The organism is Noviherbaspirillum pedocola, assembly GCF_016632335.1.
Taxonomy (GTDB): Bacteria; Pseudomonadota; Gammaproteobacteria; order Burkholderiales; family Burkholderiaceae_D; genus Noviherbaspirillum_A; species Noviherbaspirillum_A pedocola.
In genome coordinates this window covers 211849-226189 of the sequence record NZ_JAEPBG010000003.1, presented here as the reverse complement: position 1 = coordinate 226189, position 14341 = coordinate 211849, and the positions used below count along the sequence as shown (strand labels likewise).

The following is a 14341-nucleotide window of genomic DNA, read 5'->3' as shown; positions in this document are numbered from 1 at the left end:
ACCGGCGAGCCATGCCGGCCGCCCAGCGTGATGTGAGACGCGCCGAGATCCCTCCTCCGTCGCCTGTCCCTACCTGGCAAATGAAGTGCGTTTATCGCATATGTGCAACACTTCATTTTCCTTTGGGCATGATATTTCCTTGCAGCCATGGCATGATATTGCATTGCATCCAGGAAATATCATGTCTGTCTTCTTTGTCCGCTTCGAGCGCACCGCGCGATATCTATTCAGCATCGTTGCCGCCCTTGTCCTGTTCGGCATGCTTGCCTCCCAGATGGGATGGATCAGGCAACAGGCCGCCTATGACGCCTTCGGCTGGTACACCGTGATCCAGCATGACAAGGTGCAAGTCGTCCGCCAGGTCGACAACGAAGCGGCATGCCGTTCACGTGAAGAAGCACCAAGAGTGCTTTGTCGTCAAGGCAAGGCCTTGAACAGCATGCTGGTCGCCGGTCGCTGATCAAAAAAGCAGTTGGCAAAATTTCACTGAAGAAAAATTTTTTCAGGAATTGTCAATGCGGTATTGAATCGTGGAAACTTGATTTTTAGAATGGCTCGTTGCCATCGCTCAAATTTCCGGAGTGCCGCATGCTCGCCCGCCTTACCGCATCCATCCTGATTGCGCTGTCCTTCGGCGCGGCTGCCCATTCCCATGCGCAGCCGCTGCCGGATGCCCCGCTGGATGCCAGGCTCAACGAGGAGGTCATCATGATGCCCTCCTCGACCGGCGACGGCGGCCTGCAGCTCGAAACTACCATTTTCCGTCCGAGCGGTCCGGGGCCGTTTCCGCTGCTGATCATGAACCATGGCAAGCAGCCGGGCGATCCGCGCGCGCAGGGCCGCGACCGCTTCGTTTATCTGAGTCGGGAATTCGTGCGTCGCGGCTATGCGGTGATGATTCCGATGCGCACCGGCTTTGCCCATTCCGGCGGCGAATACACCGACTACGGCTGCAACATGACAGCCAATGGTTATTTGCAGGCCAATGACATCCGCGCCGCACTCGACTGGGCGCGCACCCAGCCGTGGGTCGATGCGAACCACATCATCGTCGCCGGCCAGTCCTACGGCGGCCTGGCGACCATGGCCGCCGGCGCGGCCGATCTGCCCGGCGTGCGCGGACTGATCAATTTCGCCGGCGGTCTGCGTTCCGACGACGACAGCTGCCCGTGGCAGTCCGGCCTGGAAGCGGCTTTCACGACGTATGGCGCACACAGTGGGCTGCCGAGCCTGTGGTTCTACGGTCAGAACGACAGCTATTTCGGACCGGCGCTGGCTGCGCAGCTGCGCGACGACTATGTGCGCGCCGGCGGCCACGCCGAGCTCGTCGCCTATGGCCCGTTCAAGCGCGATGCCCACGGCCTGGCCGGCAGCCAGGATGGCTTTGCGGTCTGGTGGCCGGAAACCCGCAAGTTTCTCGAGCGCATCGGCATGCCGACGGAAGTCACCGTGGCGATCGCCGACGATGTGCCGCTGCCGGCCTCGCACTTCGCGGCGCTAAACGACGTGGAAGCGATTCCGTATCTGCACGACGGCGGACGCAGCGCCTATCGCGCCTTTCTCGACAAGGAAACGCCGCGTGCCTTCGCGGTGGCGCCGAACGGCGCCTGGAGCTGGGCCGAGGAAGGCGAAAACCCGGAGTGGCGCGCGCTGGCGGCCTGCCGCGCGAGCAGCGGCACGCCGTGCAAGCTGTATGCGGTGGATGACCGGGTGGTATGGAATGATGCGCCGCCGGTGCCGGCAAACCTGGCCGATGCGGCGCCGGCCACGGACAGCTCAACCGTCGATGCTGCGGGCGCCGCGATGGCAAAGGCTGCGGATACCGTCACGGCCAATACCCTGGCCGTAGCCGCCAGGCCGCTGGCGCCGGCGGCGCCGACCCTGCCGCTGCAGGGCGAATAAACCTTCAGGCAATCGGGATCAGGCGCGGCGCCAGGCCAGCAGCGCATTATTGGCCGGCATGGCGATATCCGCGATCGGCATGAGCCCCTGCTGCCGCGCCAGCGCATCGACGTCTTCCGCATTGCGCAAGCCCATGTGCGGCGCGCGCGCCTTCAGTGCCGCATCAAAATCCGCATTGCCGGGGCTGGTGTATTGCCCGCCGCGATTGAACGGGCCGTACAGGCAGAACACGCCGCCGGGAGCCAGTATCCGGCCGACGGCAGCAAACATCGCTTCGACTTCCGGCCACGACATGATGTGGCTGGTATTGGCGCTGTAGACCGCATCGAACGGCCCGGGCGGCCAGGCGTTCCCGGCGACATCGAGCGCCAGCGGTGGCAGCACATTGGCCAGCCCCGAGTCAGCGATCCAGGCGCGGATGCTCGCATGGTTGGCCGGCAGATCGCTGGTCTGCCAGCGCAGCTGCAGCAGCTCTGCTGCGAAATGCACCGCATGCTGGCCGGTGCCGCTGCCGATCTCGAGCACAGTCGTGCTATCGGCCAGCAATGCGCGCAGCGCTGCAAGTATCGGCTCCTTGTTGCGGTCGGTAGCTGCGGAAAATTCCTTCGGTGGCATCGCCTTCTCCCTGTTCTGCTGCTGACAACACGACGCGGGGCAATATCCTGTTCGGCTTCCCCGGCGTTTTCCCCTTGCTTCCTACATCAATTGGCGGTTTTCTCCTACGCCGGCGCCGGCCCGGAAATGCTTTAATCGAATCGTCATTCAATTATCGAGATCAGCACAATGGCGAGGATTTCCATGAGCAATACTGAAGAAGCCATCCAGACCTTCGCGGACGCCTTCACGCAGCTGAGCAGCGATCAGTACCACGAGCTGTACGTGGAAGCGTTGGAGTGCATCGTGCGCATGGCCAAGGCCGAAGGCGCACAGGAAGCGCGGCTGTCGCTGGACGACGGGGAAGAAGTCAGCATTACCCTCGAGATCGAACCGGTCACACTGCACTGAGTCTTCGCCTCGACCGGCATCCGCGCTTCCTCACGAGCGCGGATGCCGCTTACGCCGGCGTGAAGAAGCGCTCTTCAAGCTCTTCCAGACCCAGGCTGCGCAGCACTTCCTGCAGCCGCGCCGACGGCCTTGTCCGCGGTAAATCCCTGTAGCTGGCAATGATCAGCTCGTTCTTCATCGAATGTTCCCAGCCGACCAGTTCGGTCACGTTCACCTGATAGCCATGCGCCTCGAGCTGCAGGCAGCGCAGCACATTCGTCACCTGGCTGCCGAATTCGCGGGTATGAATCGGATGGCGCCAGATCTCGGTCAGCGCATCGCGCGCGAGCGACTTGGCCTTGTTGCGCTTCAGTACACTCGCCACCTCGGCCTGGCAACATGGCACCAGCACGATGAAGCGAGCTCGCTTTTCCAGCGCGAAGCGGATCGCATCATCGGTGGCGGTATTGCAGGCATGCAGCGCGGTAACGACATCGACCTGCGCCGGCAGCTCGCTTGATGCGATCGACTCCGCCACCGACAGATTCAGAAAGCGCATCCCATCAAAACCAAAGCGTCGCGCCAGCTCGCGCGAGCGCTCCACCAGTTCATCGCGGGTTTCGATGCCGTACACCGTCGAGCCCGGCGGCAGGCCCTTGAAGAACAGGTCGTACAGAATGAAGCCGAGATAGGACTTGCCGGCGCCATGATCGACGAGCTGGATGTCCGGCTTGTCTTCCAGCACCTGCTTCAACAGCGGCTCGATGAACTGGTACAGGTGGTACACCTGCTTCAACTTGCGCCGGCTGTCCTGGTTGAGCTTGCCGTCGCGCGTCAGGATGTGCAGTTCCTTCAGCAATTCCAGCGACTGGCCCGGCCGCAGTTCATCGGCCAGCGGATGCGCTTTGTCCTCTTGGGCTTGCGGAGCTTGCCCGTTCTGCTTTTTCACTCTTGCCATTTCCAATGTTCAGGGCCGCCCTCGCCATGCACCGCGTTGAACTGGATCAGCAGATCCTCGCGCACATGCTCGGGCAGATGCGGATACCTGTCGCCGGAAGCGATCGCGCGGTATTGCGCCGCGGCGTCGTCCAGGCCGGCCGGCACCGGATAGTCGTCGAGATAATCCGCAAGCCAGGCTTCGGCCAGTTCGGTCCTGAGCTGTTCACGGCCCTCGTCGGACAGGGCGGCGAGTTCGCCGTCGCCGGCATCGATGCGATGCATGAAGGCATCGAGGTCGTCGACGCTGACGGGTGGGTGCGGAAAAAACCGGCTCTGGCTCATGAAGATCCTCGCTTGCGCATTGCGGAAGTGTCGGATGGTAGTCGAATTCGGCGGCGCGCGTGTCGAGCGCGGGCAAAGGGTGCGCCATCGCAATCGGTTCGTAACGCGAACAATCAAACAGGCCGGGAACTGCGCATAAGCCTTTACCACACAGCCGCTGCCCTTTTTTCCGGATGGCTCGCGGGGTCCGCCTTGTTCTCTGCGCGGCCGCGGACGGCGCCGGCGCTCGTGGCACGCGCCGCGACCGGATCGCCGACCAGCCTTGAACGTACAGGAAAAGAGTTCGCCGGATGCCTGCCCATCCGCCACTTCCACCCGTCATTCAGGAAAGATCATGAAACGAGCCTTATTTGCAGTGCTTTGCGGCGCCGGTTCCCTTGCTGGCTGCCAATCGATGCCGGTCAACATGGGAGACGCCAGCGCCAAGACCGTCGCCACCGGCGCGGCCGGAGGCGCTAATGCACAGAACGCCAATACCCAGCTCGAGCGCTGCGACAAGCCTCTCGGCACCATTGCCTTCGTCGAGGAAGCGAATCAGCCCTGGCTGTCCGAGCTCTACCAGCAATATCGCGTGCAATCGACTGTCCCGCTGCTGCGTCTGATAGTGCAGCAGTCGAATTGCTTTGTCGTGGTCGAGCGCGGCCGCGCCTTCAACAACATGAACATGGAACGGGAGCTGGCGAAAAGCGGGGAGCTGCGCAGCACCAGCAAGATGGGCAAAGGCCAGATGGTCGCCGCCGATTACACCGCCACGCCGTCGATCAGCTTTTCGCAGCGCGGCACCGGCGGCGGCAACATCGGACTCGGCGGCTGGGCCGGCGCCGTTACCGCCTTGGCTGGCTCGGTGAAGTCGAATGAAGCTTCGACGATGCTGCTGTTGACCGACAACCGTTCCGGGGTGCAGCTCGCCGCCTCCGAAGGCAGCGCGAAGAACTGGGATTTCGGCATCGCCGGTGCGATGTTTGGCGGATCGGGCTGGGGCAGTGCTGGCGGCTTCACCAATACGCCGCAGGGCAAGGTGCTTGCCGCCGCCTTCATGGATTCCTATAACGGCCTGGTGCGGGCAGTGCGCAATTACCGTGCGCAGGATGTCCCGGGCGGATTGGGCAACGGCGGCAATCTGAAGGTGAATTAAGGCCGCGCTGGCCCAGCCCCTGTGTCGCAGGCATACATGTCGACCGTATCGGCTTGCGCGCCGACGATGTCACCGAGCGGCCGGCACTGCCCGGCCGCGCAGAACTGATAGTCGGCCACATACCCGGAACGCGTCAGCCGTACCCGCTCGAGCGGCGCAATCTGCGGCCGGTAATGCCAGACGCCTTCCTTCAATACGGCGTCCGGCGGCGGCTCCATGCCGGCGCCGGTGCCGAGGATGCGCGCTTCGACTACCTGCAGGCGGCCGGCCGTGATGCGGTAATCCTCTTCCCATCGGACTTTCTCGATCGAATGCGTCCAGGCCAGCGTGAAGCCCTGCAGCGGCAGGGCCAGCACCAGCCCGGCCGCCGCCAGGCACAGACCGCTCATGCCACCGCCGGCAGCCTGCGGATCTGCCACGCATGCCAGGCCAGGAAGGCGACGGTCAGCGCAAAGCCGAGCTCATCGGTTAGCGGCACCGCGGCCACCAGCAGCAGCGCCGCGAGCGTAGCGACGACGCGTTCGACCATGCGCAGCGGCGCCCACAGGTAGCCGACCGCCGCGCCGCCCCACAGCATGATGGCCAGCACCGCCTTGATCACCATGTAGCCCGCCGAAAACACGGTCCAGTCGCCCTGCAGCATCAGCGCCGGATCGTAGACCGCCATGTACGGGATCACGAAGCCGGCGATCGCGATGTGCGTGGCCTTCCAGCCGATGCGCATCGGCGAGGCCTTGGCGATGGATGCCGCGGCGAAGGCAGCCAGCGCCACCGGCGGCGTCAGGTCGGCCATGATGCCGAAATAGAACACGAACATGTGCGACACGATCAGCGGCACGCCGAGCTTCAGCAAGGCAGGCGCGGCGATCGAGCTGGTGATGATGTAGTTCGGAATCGTCGGTATGCCCATGCCGAGCACCAGGCACACCAGCATCGTCAGCAGCAGCGACAGGAACAGACTGGTCTGGCCGATATCGAGAATGAAGCCAGCGAAGCTCGATGCCGCGCCGGTCAGCGTCAGCACGCCAATGATCACGCCAACGATGGAGCAGGCGATGCCCACCGGTATCGCCTGGCGCGCGCCATCGACCAGGCTGGCGCGCACCGCGCGCAGCGTATCGCGCCCGCCGTGCACGAACAGGCAGGCAATGGCGAGGGCAGCGATGATCACGATGATCGGCGCGATGCCCCACTTCAGGAAAGCCGACGCGGCCAGCGCCAGCGCCAGCCAGAACACATAGCGGAAAGCGATGGCCGACAGGCGTGCCGCCACCGCCGCGCCGAGGATCAGGATCGCGGTCAGGGCCAGACCGGTGAGGCCGGCGAACATCGGCGTGAAGCCATGGAACAGCATCGCCACCAGCGCCGCCAACGGCAGCACCAGGTACCATCCCTTCTTCAAGGCTTCGATCGGATTCGGGCACTGTTCCTTCGGCAAGCCCTTCAGCCCGGCGCGGCCGGCTTCGAGATGCACCATCCAGAACGCGGTCAGGTAATACAGCACCGCCGGGATCACCGCGGCCTTGACAATCTCCAGGTAAGGCACGTTCAGCGTCTCGGCCATGATGAAAGCCACCGCGCCCATGACCGGCGGCATGATCTGGCCGCCCATCGAAGACGTCGCCTCGACCGCGCCGGCGAACACGGCGCTGTAGCCGAAGCGCTTCATCAGCGGAATCGTGAATTGCCCGACGGTCAGCACATTGGCCACGCCCGAGCCGGAGATCGTGCCCATGAAGCCGGAAGAAATCACCGCCACCTTGGCCGGACCGCCCTTGGCGCGCCCCACCATACCCAGGGCCAGCGCATTGAACAGGCCGATCATGCCGGCATGTTCGAGGAAGGCGCCGAACAGGATGAACAGGAAGATATAGGTTGCCGACACCATGGTCGGCACGCCGTAGATGCCCTCGGTGCCGGTATAGAGCTGGCCGATGATCTGGTCATAGCCGAAGCCACGGTGCGCGATCGCATCGGGCAGATACTGGCCAACAAAGGCATACAGCAGGAAGCTGGCGCAGACGATGGGCAGCGCCAGGCCGAGCACGCGGCGCGCCGCTTCGAACAGCAGCACCACCATGATGGTGCCGACCACCAGGTCTGCGGTCGACGGGTCGCCGGCGCGCTGGATCAGGTCGGCTTCGAACACCCAGTGATAGAAGGACAGCGCAAAGCCGGCCAGCGCCAGCAGCCCGTCCGAGGGCGCCACGCGATCGAGCCTGCCGTGCTTGCTGGCCGGATAGAGGATGAAGGTCAGCAGCATCAGAAAGCCCACATGCAGCGAGCGCGTCACCAGGCTGGAGAGCGGGCTGAATGCGGCGATGATGAGCTGGTAGGTGGAAAAGCACAGCGCAAGGCCGGTGAGCAGCATCAGGGCGCTGCCAACCAACTTGCGTTGCACGCCGTGCTCGGAAAATTCTTCGGACGCGGCGTCGGCGTGGGCGGGGTGCTGGTGCAGCGGATCATTCATGGCGGTCTCCTGGTCGCGGTATCGGGCCGCGGGGACGGATCGCATTCCGCCCCCTGGCCTTATGGACTTTGCTTTATGGGGCTAATGCCTTGTCGGGCTTGCCTGTCTCACTTGATCAGTCCGATCTCGCGATAGTACTTTTCCGCGCCGGGATGCATGGGCACCGGCATGCCCTTGACGGCGTTGTCGCGCTTCATTGCCTTGGCCGCGGCATGCGAGGCGGTGAGATGGTCAAGGTTCGCCCACATGGCCTTGGTCATCGCATAGACCACGTCAGCGGACACGCCTTCATGGCTCACTAGGAAGTTCTGGATCGCCACGGTTGCCACGTCTTTGTCCTGACCTTCATAGGTGTTGGCGGGAATGATGCCGGCCTGGTAAGCCGGATCGCCGATCTTCGCGATCACATCGGCCGGCACTGGCACGATGACGATCTTCACCGAGGTGCCCAGATCACGCAGTGCGGCCACGCCCAGGCCGGCGGAGATCAGCGTCGCGTCGAGCTGGCGGTTCTTGATCAGCTCAACCGATTCGCCGAAGGGCAGATACTCGACCTTGGAAAGATCCTTGTAGGACAGGCCCGCGCCGCGCAGCACCGCGCGCGCATTGAGCTCGGTGCCGGACTTGGGCGCACCGACCGCCAGGCGCCTGCCCTTCAGGTCCGCCAGGGTCTTGATGCCGGAATCGGCGCTGGCCACGATCTGGATGTAGTTCGGGTAGATGGCTGCCACGCCGCGCAGCTTCTTCAGCGGCGTCTTGAAGCCGGCCTCGGCTTCGCCCTTCCAGGCATCGGACAGGCTGTCGCCAAGCGTGAAGCCGATTTCGCCGCGTCCGGCCTGCAGCAGATTGAGATTCTCGGCGGAAGCCTTCGTCGCCTGCACCGTGACCTTGGCCTCGGGCAAGGCCTTGCCGTACAACTGCGACAGCGCCACGCCGAGCGGGTAATACACGCCGGAAGTGCCGCCGGTAAGCACATTCACATACTGCTGAGCGGCCCGCGCCGGATGTGCAAGGACGAGAAGGAACAGGCAGGTGAGCGCGAATAAGCCGCGCGTGATGCGGTGGGTCATGCTGGTCTCCATGTTTTATTGATTTATTGAATTGATGCAGCGGGGTCATTCTATGTCATTGCGGCAAACGCAAGGCGTTCACGCAAAGGGGTCTTGCGTCGGATGGATGGTCGAAGTCTGACTGACGCTTGGTCTGGCACAAGCGCCGCAAGCTTAGCGCATGGCATAACAGCCTGGATCGAGCCCATGTAAGAACCGCATCTCATGCACAGGTATGCGTCTGCGCATGAGACGCGGAAGTGTCGGCAAGCTCCTACATAAGAATCGGAGAAACACGGGTATTGAAAATTTTGCATTTCAGTGAAGATGAGATACGCAAAATTTGCAAGACCGATTTGACCGGAGAAGCCCATGAGCAACGGACTGAATGTATTCGGAAATGTAGTCGGCATGCCGGGCATGGAAGATACGGCGATCTCCACGTTCGAGAAAGAATCCCACCGCGCCGCATCCACCGCGCACATGCCATGTGACGATGAAGCCGCGCGCTGCGGCGATATCCATGGCGGCTCTGAGCCAATGCGCCATCTGTACCGCCTGATCAGCAAGGTCGCGCCGACGCGCGCTAATGTACTCATTTCCGGCGAAAGCGGCACCGGCAAGGAGCTGGTGGCCTGCGAAATCCACCGGCTCAGCCGAGAAGCCGACAAGCCTTTCGTCGCATTGAACTGCGGCGCGATTTCTCCGCAACTGATCGAGGCCGAATTGTTCGGCCATGAGCGCGGCAGCTTTACCGGCGCGGTGCGCATGCATAAAGGCTGCTTTGAACGTGCCGCCGGCGGCACGCTGTTTCTCGACGAGCTCACCGAGATGTCCATGGAGATGCAGGTCAAGCTCTTGCGCGTGCTCGAGACCGGCCGCTTCTCGCGCGTCGGCGCGGATGACGAGATGCAGGTCAAGGTGCGCGTCATCGCCGCCACCAACCGCGATCCGCAGATCGCCGTGGACAACGGCCATCTGCGCGCCGACCTGTTCTACCGGCTCTCAGTGTTCCCCATTGCGGTGCCGACCCTGCGCGAGCGCGGCCGCGATATCGAGCTTTTGGCACGGGTGTTTCTAGACAGGCATAACGAAGAAGAAGGCACGCGCAAGAACTTCTCCAAGTCGTCGCTGCGCTTCATGAATGAATACCACTGGCCGGGCAATGTGCGTGAGTTGAAGAACATGGTGCACCGGGCTTACATCCTTGCCGACAACGAGCTCGACCTCGCCGGCGCAATGGGCACGGCCAAGCCCGTGGTCTCGGGCGTGGAAGCCGATTGCGTCACCTTCCCGCTCGGCAGCCGCCTGGCCGATGCCGAGCAGCGCCTCATCTTCGCCACGCTCGGCTACTGCGGCGGCAACAAGACGCAGACTGCCGAGATGCTCGGCGTGAGCCTGAAGACCTTGTACAACCGCTTGAACGAGTACCAGTCGAAGATCTTCAACGAGCCGGCGCTGCCGCAGCGCCAGGCCAATGCGAACGTGAATTCCTGATCGCCTGTCATGCTTTGTGTATTGTTTGCAAGCCACTATGGAGCATTTACAAGTGATGCGGAAAGCCCATCCAAGTCTTTGTTTTTTATAGAGGAGGAAGCTGGCCCGGGGATTGCTAACACATAGGCTACGAAGCTGGACGTGTGTTGCGGCGGCGCCGAGGAACCAGCCGCCACAGCGCATGGATATGGTTGCCGAGGGCTTTATCTTCAGGCCCGAAGCGATTTTCTCAATCGTTTAGGAGATCGACATGAACTTCATCATCTGGATCGTGGTAGGTGGTTTGCTGGGATGGGTCGCAAGCATGATCATGCGTACGGATGCCCAACAGGGCATGTTTCTGAATGTCGTCGTCGGTATCATCGGCGCCCTCCTGGGCGGCTGGCTGCTCGCTCCGCTGTTTGGCACTGGCACCATCAACCAGAACGACTTCTCGATCAGCTCGCTGCTCGTCTCGCTGCTTGGCGCAGTGATCCTGCTGGCCATCGTCAACCTGTTCCGCCGCGGCACGCCTCGGTGAACGAAGTCTGGCAGCTTTCCCCGTTTGACTGACCGCCGGCATATGCCGGCGGTCCGCGTTTATGCCCGTGCTTTTGCCGCTTGCTGCGCGCGGCGTTCATTCTCTTCCGCGTACAGCTCCTTCTTCGACAGCTTGCCCACTGGCGTCTTCGGCAGCTCGGCGCGTATCTCCAGCGCCTGCACCATTTCATGCTTGCCCAGCCGGTCCTTCAGAAAGGCTTGCAATTCTTCCAGCGTGAATGCTTCGGCGCCCTTCTTCAGCGTCACGAAAGCCTTGGGCGACTGGCCGCGATAGCTATCCGGCACGCCGATCACGCTGACCTCGGCCACCGATGGATGCTCATAGATTGCTTCCTCCACCACGCGCGGATAGACGTTGTAGCCGCTGCACAAAATCATGTCCTTGGTGCGGTCGACGATGTAGACAAAGCCGTCCGCATCCATGTAGCCGACATCACCGGTGCGGAAATAACCATCGGGCGTGAAGGCTTCCGCATTCGCCTCGGGCTTGTGCCAGTAGCCCTTCATCACGTTGGCGCCATGTATGCACAATTCGCCGCGCTCGCCGATGCCGGCCCAGCGGCCGGGTTCTTCCAGGCTGGCGAAGCGGATATCCACGCCTACCGTCGGAATGCCGCAGGAGCCCAGGCGCTGCGGCAGATGCGAAGGCGTGAAGGTGCCGGTGGGCGAGGTCTCGGTCATGCCCCAGCCTTCGAGCAGGCGGCAGCCGGTGGACGACTGGAAACGCTGATTGACTTCCACCGGCAGCGGCGCGCCGCCGGAGTTGCAGAACTTGAGCGAAGAGAAGTCGTACTCGCCGGCTTTCGGATGATTCAGGATCGCGGTGTACATCGTCGGCACGCCGGGGAAGACTGTAATGCGCTTGGCGGCGAGGTCCTTCATCACGGCCTCGGCATCGAAGCGGGTATGCAGCGTGAGCTGCGCGCCGAGCGCAAGACCGAACAGCATGTTGACCGTGAGCGCATAGATGTGGAACAGCGGCAGCACCGCCATGAAGCGCTCCTGCCCTTCTTCCAGCACCTTGGGCTCGCCGTTGATCGTGGCCAGGATCTGGCTGCAGGCGCTGGTGAGGTTCGCATGGGTCAGCATCGCGCCCTTGGGCAGGCCGGTGGTGCCGCCGGTGTATTGCAGCACCGCGATGGCGTCGTGCAGATCGGGCAGCGCATGTGCCTGGTAGCGGCCATCGTTGTCCAGCAGCGCGGTGAAGGCGATGTCGTCCGGCGCGGTCTGCGCCAGCATGCCGGCGCCTTCCATCTGCGCGCGCACGGCCGTCGGATGCGCACTCATTTCATCGAGGCGGCCGACGACGAGATGCTTCAGGCGTGAATGCCCCTTCACCCGGCCCATCTGCGGATACAGCGCCATCAGGTCCAGCGTGATCATGATGTCGGTCTGGCTGTCCTCGACCTTGTGCTCGAGCACTTTCTCTGCGTCCAGCGGCGAGTAGTTGACCACGGTGCCGCCAGCCTTCAGCACGCCGAAGAAGGCAATCACGTAATGCGGCGTGTTCGGCAGGAACAGGCCCACATGCACGCCCGGTCCCACGCCCAGGCGCTGCAGGCCCGCGGCGGCGCGGTTGGCAAGGTCGAGCAGCTCGCCATAGGAAATCGCCCTGCCCATGAAGTCCAGCGCGACATGCTCGGGCCAGCGCGCGGCGGCATCGTCGAGCAATTGCTGCACCGGCATGATGGGCAGCGGCGCATCCCAGCGCACGCCGGGGGGATAGGATTTGATCCAGGGATGCTCGTTCATCTTGTCGTCTCCGTCGTTATGGTTTTGGTGTTGATGTGTTTGTTGGCCGGGAAGGAGCTTGCCTGGTTTTGTAGGTTGGGCTGACAAGCCCAACATCGGAAGGCTGCGGACCGCCGGCTTGTTAGTTCGTAGGTTGGGCTGACAAGCCCAACGGAAGTTCGCACGGGATCGGGCTTCATGTTGGGCTTGTCAGCCCAACCTACGCGGCATCAACTGCACAGATACCCGCCATCCACATTCAGCGCCACGCCGGTGGTATAGCTCGCCGCATCGGACGCCAGGTAAAGCACCGCGCCGGCCATCTCGGACGGCTCGGCGATGCGGCCCATCGGGATGCGCGCCAGCGCCCCTTCCAGCTTGACCGGATCATGGAACAGCGCCGAGGCGAACTTGGTGTCGGTGGCGCCCGGCAGCAGCGCATTCACGCGCACCTTCTGCGGCGCGCATTCGCGCGCGAAAGCCTTGGTCATCGAAATCACCGCGGCCTTGGTGATCGAGTAGATGCCCTGCAGCGCGCCGGGCGTGACGCCATTGACCGAAGCGACATTGATGATGCTGCCGCCGCCGTTCTTCGCCATCAGCTTCGCGGCAGCGGCGGACATGAAGAAATAGCCGCGGATGTTCACATCCAGCGTCTTCTGAAAGGCGCCCAGATCGGTGTCGACGATATGCCCGAAATACGGATTGGTCGCGGCATTGTTGACCAGGATGTCGAGCCGGCCGTGGCGCGTCTCGACTTCACGCTGCAGCCGCTCGATCTGCTCCATCTCGCCGATGTGGCAGGCCACCGCTTCGGCGCTCCCACCGTCGGCGCGGATGGCAGCGGCCACGGTTTCGCAGCCGTCCAGCTTGCGGCTGGACACGATCACATGCGCGCCCTGCGCGGCCAAAAGGCGCGCGATGGCTTCGCCGATGCCGCGCGATGCGCCGGTCACGAGCGCGATCTTGCCGCTCAAATCGAAGGGATTGTTCATGCTGTCTCCTCTGTCTTATATGGTGGTTCAGCGATAGGTGATCGAATGCTTTTCGCCCAGCATTTCGAGATGGGCATAGCTGTTCATGTAACTCAGCGTGACGCGTCCCGGACGGTACAGCAGCTTGGTGACCGCGGCGTTGACCAGCGTCCAGTTCAGTTCAGCCATCTGCCTCTCGCCCAGGCCCAGCAGATGCTGGCACAGCGTGGCGATGGTGCCGCCGGAGGTGAATACCAGGATGTTCTGCGAAGCACCGGCCGCATCCAGCAGGCGGCGCAGCGCGGCCAGCACCCGCTCGCGGAATACCGGCCAGGGCTCGCGGTATTCGTCATCGTGCTGCCCGCTCATCCAGCGCGACATTGCTTCCTCGAACATGCGTTGGAACACGCGCTTGGCGTCGTCGCCTTCGGCGAGGAATTGCTTGACCGCAATCGGGTCGACGAAGTCCGGCCGATGCCGCTGCAGCACTTCCTCGTGGTCGTACTCATTGAATCCGGCATCCACCAGCCATGCTGCGCGCGGCGGCGCAGCGCCGTCCGGCAGCATCGAAGCGCAGGCTTCGGCGGTTTCGCGGTGGCGCTGCATGTCGCCGGTGACGATGGTGTGAAATTGCTGACCGGTTTCGCCCAGCCATTTGCCGAGCAGCCGGCCCTGCTCCTTGCCGAGTTCGGACAGCCGGTCGTAATTCGATGTGCCGAAGGATGCCTGGCCATGCCTGACCAGATAGATTTTCCCCATGCCTGCCTCGTGATAGTGA

The 14341-nt window shown here is 63.0% G+C and carries 15 protein-coding genes; 6 read left to right on the top strand and 9 right to left on the bottom strand.

From position 1 onward, the window contains the following. The first annotated feature begins 85 nt into the window (after positions 1–85). Positions 86–460, top strand: a complete 375-nt coding sequence (locus JJB74_RS09480; protein ID WP_200591606.1) for a hypothetical protein — start codon at positions 86–88, stop codon at positions 458–460. Between the two features lie 128 nt (positions 461–588). Then, positions 589–1902 (top strand): alpha/beta hydrolase family protein, encoded by a 1314-nt coding sequence (locus tag JJB74_RS09475; RefSeq protein ID WP_200591605.1) that lies wholly within the window; start codon positions 589–591, stop codon positions 1900–1902. 18 nt (positions 1903–1920) lie between these two features. Here JJB74_RS09475 and JJB74_RS09470 read toward each other — a convergent pair whose 3' ends face one another. Then, positions 1921–2517, bottom strand: coding sequence for a DUF938 domain-containing protein (locus JJB74_RS09470; protein ID WP_200591604.1), 597 nt, complete (start codon positions 2515–2517; stop codon positions 1921–1923). 183 nt (positions 2518–2700) lie between these two features. Between JJB74_RS09470 and JJB74_RS09465 the strand changes: the two genes are divergently transcribed. Then, positions 2701–2907 (top strand): hypothetical protein, encoded by a 207-nt coding sequence (locus JJB74_RS09465; protein WP_200591603.1) that lies wholly within the window; start codon positions 2701–2703, stop codon positions 2905–2907. Between the two features lie 49 nt (positions 2908–2956). Here the strand turns inward: JJB74_RS09465 and JJB74_RS09460 are convergent, their stop codons facing one another. Together JJB74_RS09460 and JJB74_RS09455 are read right to left on the bottom strand one after the other, a co-directional pair. Next, positions 2957–3781: a class I SAM-dependent methyltransferase gene (locus JJB74_RS09460; protein ID WP_407672317.1), complete on the bottom strand. Its 825-nt coding sequence runs from the start codon at positions 3779–3781 to the stop codon at positions 2957–2959. A gap of 50 nt (positions 3782–3831) precedes the next feature. Next, complete coding sequence (locus JJB74_RS09455; RefSeq protein WP_200591601.1) at positions 3832–4167, bottom strand: hypothetical protein; 336 nt, start codon at positions 4165–4167, stop codon at positions 3832–3834. A gap of 334 nt (positions 4168–4501) precedes the next feature. Here JJB74_RS09455 and JJB74_RS09450 point away from each other — a divergent pair, with 334 nt between their 5' ends. Beyond that, a complete protein-coding gene (locus JJB74_RS09450; RefSeq protein ID WP_200591600.1) occupies positions 4502–5302 on the top strand; it encodes a CsgG/HfaB family protein in 801 nt (266 codons plus the stop codon). Here the strand turns inward: JJB74_RS09450 and JJB74_RS09445 are convergent. The 3 genes from JJB74_RS09445 to JJB74_RS09435 form a co-directional block, all read right to left on the bottom strand. Next, positions 5299–5691, bottom strand: coding sequence for a DUF1850 domain-containing protein (locus JJB74_RS09445; RefSeq protein WP_200591599.1), 393 nt, complete (start codon positions 5689–5691; stop codon positions 5299–5301). The two genes, JJB74_RS09450 and JJB74_RS09445, sit on opposite strands and share 4 nt — an antisense overlap. Then, positions 5688–7772 (bottom strand): TRAP transporter permease, encoded by a 2085-nt coding sequence (locus JJB74_RS09440; RefSeq protein ID WP_200591598.1) that lies wholly within the window; start codon positions 7770–7772, stop codon positions 5688–5690. The genes JJB74_RS09445 and JJB74_RS09440 overlap by 4 nt, the downstream gene beginning before the upstream one ends. A gap of 107 nt (positions 7773–7879) precedes the next feature. Beyond that, positions 7880–8842, bottom strand: coding sequence for a TAXI family TRAP transporter solute-binding subunit (locus JJB74_RS09435; RefSeq protein WP_200591597.1), 963 nt, complete (start codon positions 8840–8842; stop codon positions 7880–7882). 351 nt (positions 8843–9193) lie between these two features. Between JJB74_RS09435 and JJB74_RS09430 the strand changes: the two genes are divergently transcribed. Continuing rightward, on the top strand, positions 9194–10318 hold the full coding sequence (locus tag JJB74_RS09430) for a sigma-54 interaction domain-containing protein (protein WP_200591596.1): 1125 nt from the start codon (positions 9194–9196) through the stop codon (positions 10316–10318). Positions 10319–10568: 250 nt separating this feature from the next. Next, on the top strand, positions 10569–10838 hold the full coding sequence (locus JJB74_RS09425) for a GlsB/YeaQ/YmgE family stress response membrane protein (protein ID WP_200591595.1): 270 nt from the start codon (positions 10569–10571) through the stop codon (positions 10836–10838). Between the two features lie 59 nt (positions 10839–10897). On the opposite strand, the gene JJB74_RS09420 is transcribed toward JJB74_RS09425, so the two are convergent. The 3 genes from JJB74_RS09420 to JJB74_RS09410 form a co-directional block, all read right to left on the bottom strand. Next, a complete protein-coding gene (locus JJB74_RS09420) occupies positions 10898–12610 on the bottom strand; it encodes a long-chain-fatty-acid--CoA ligase (RefSeq protein WP_200591594.1) in 1713 nt (570 codons plus the stop codon). A gap of 209 nt (positions 12611–12819) precedes the next feature. Continuing rightward, positions 12820–13584: an SDR family oxidoreductase gene (locus tag JJB74_RS09415; RefSeq protein WP_200591593.1), complete on the bottom strand. Its 765-nt coding sequence runs from the start codon at positions 13582–13584 to the stop codon at positions 12820–12822. A 27-nt stretch (positions 13585–13611) separates the two neighbouring features. Then, on the bottom strand, positions 13612–14322 hold the full coding sequence (locus tag JJB74_RS09410; RefSeq protein ID WP_200591592.1) for a histidine phosphatase family protein: 711 nt from the start codon (positions 14320–14322) through the stop codon (positions 13612–13614). Between the last annotated feature and the right edge of the window lie 19 nt (positions 14323–14341).

Excerpts from the sequence above, each read along its gene's own strand:
- JJB74_RS09475 (WP_200591605.1), top strand. The coding sequence starts at position 589 with ATGCTCGCCCGCCTTACCGCATCCATCCTGATTGCGCTGTCCTTCGGC.
- JJB74_RS09470 (WP_200591604.1), bottom strand. The coding sequence starts at position 2,517 with ATGCCACCGAAGGAATTTTCCGCAGCTACCGACCGCAACAAGGAGCCG.
- JJB74_RS09465 (WP_200591603.1), top strand. The coding sequence starts at position 2,701 with ATGAGCAATACTGAAGAAGCCATCCAGACCTTCGCGGACGCCTTCACG.
- JJB74_RS09455 (WP_200591601.1), bottom strand. The coding sequence starts at position 4,167 with ATGAGCCAGAGCCGGTTTTTTCCGCACCCACCCGTCAGCGTCGACGAC.
- JJB74_RS09450 (WP_200591600.1), top strand. The coding sequence starts at position 4,502 with ATGAAACGAGCCTTATTTGCAGTGCTTTGCGGCGCCGGTTCCCTTGCT.
- JJB74_RS09445 (WP_200591599.1), bottom strand. The coding sequence starts at position 5,691 with ATGAGCGGTCTGTGCCTGGCGGCGGCCGGGCTGGTGCTGGCCCTGCCG.
- JJB74_RS09440 (WP_200591598.1), bottom strand. The coding sequence starts at position 7,772 with ATGAATGATCCGCTGCACCAGCACCCCGCCCACGCCGACGCCGCGTCC.
- JJB74_RS09435 (WP_200591597.1), bottom strand. The coding sequence starts at position 8,842 with ATGACCCACCGCATCACGCGCGGCTTATTCGCGCTCACCTGCCTGTTC.
- JJB74_RS09430 (WP_200591596.1), top strand. The coding sequence starts at position 9,194 with ATGAGCAACGGACTGAATGTATTCGGAAATGTAGTCGGCATGCCGGGC.
- JJB74_RS09425 (WP_200591595.1), top strand. The coding sequence starts at position 10,569 with ATGAACTTCATCATCTGGATCGTGGTAGGTGGTTTGCTGGGATGGGTC.
- JJB74_RS09420 (WP_200591594.1), bottom strand. The coding sequence starts at position 12,610 with ATGAACGAGCATCCCTGGATCAAATCCTATCCCCCCGGCGTGCGCTGG.
- JJB74_RS09415 (WP_200591593.1), bottom strand. The coding sequence starts at position 13,584 with ATGAACAATCCCTTCGATTTGAGCGGCAAGATCGCGCTCGTGACCGGC.
- JJB74_RS09410 (WP_200591592.1), bottom strand. The coding sequence starts at position 14,322 with ATGGGGAAAATCTATCTGGTCAGGCATGGCCAGGCATCCTTCGGCACA.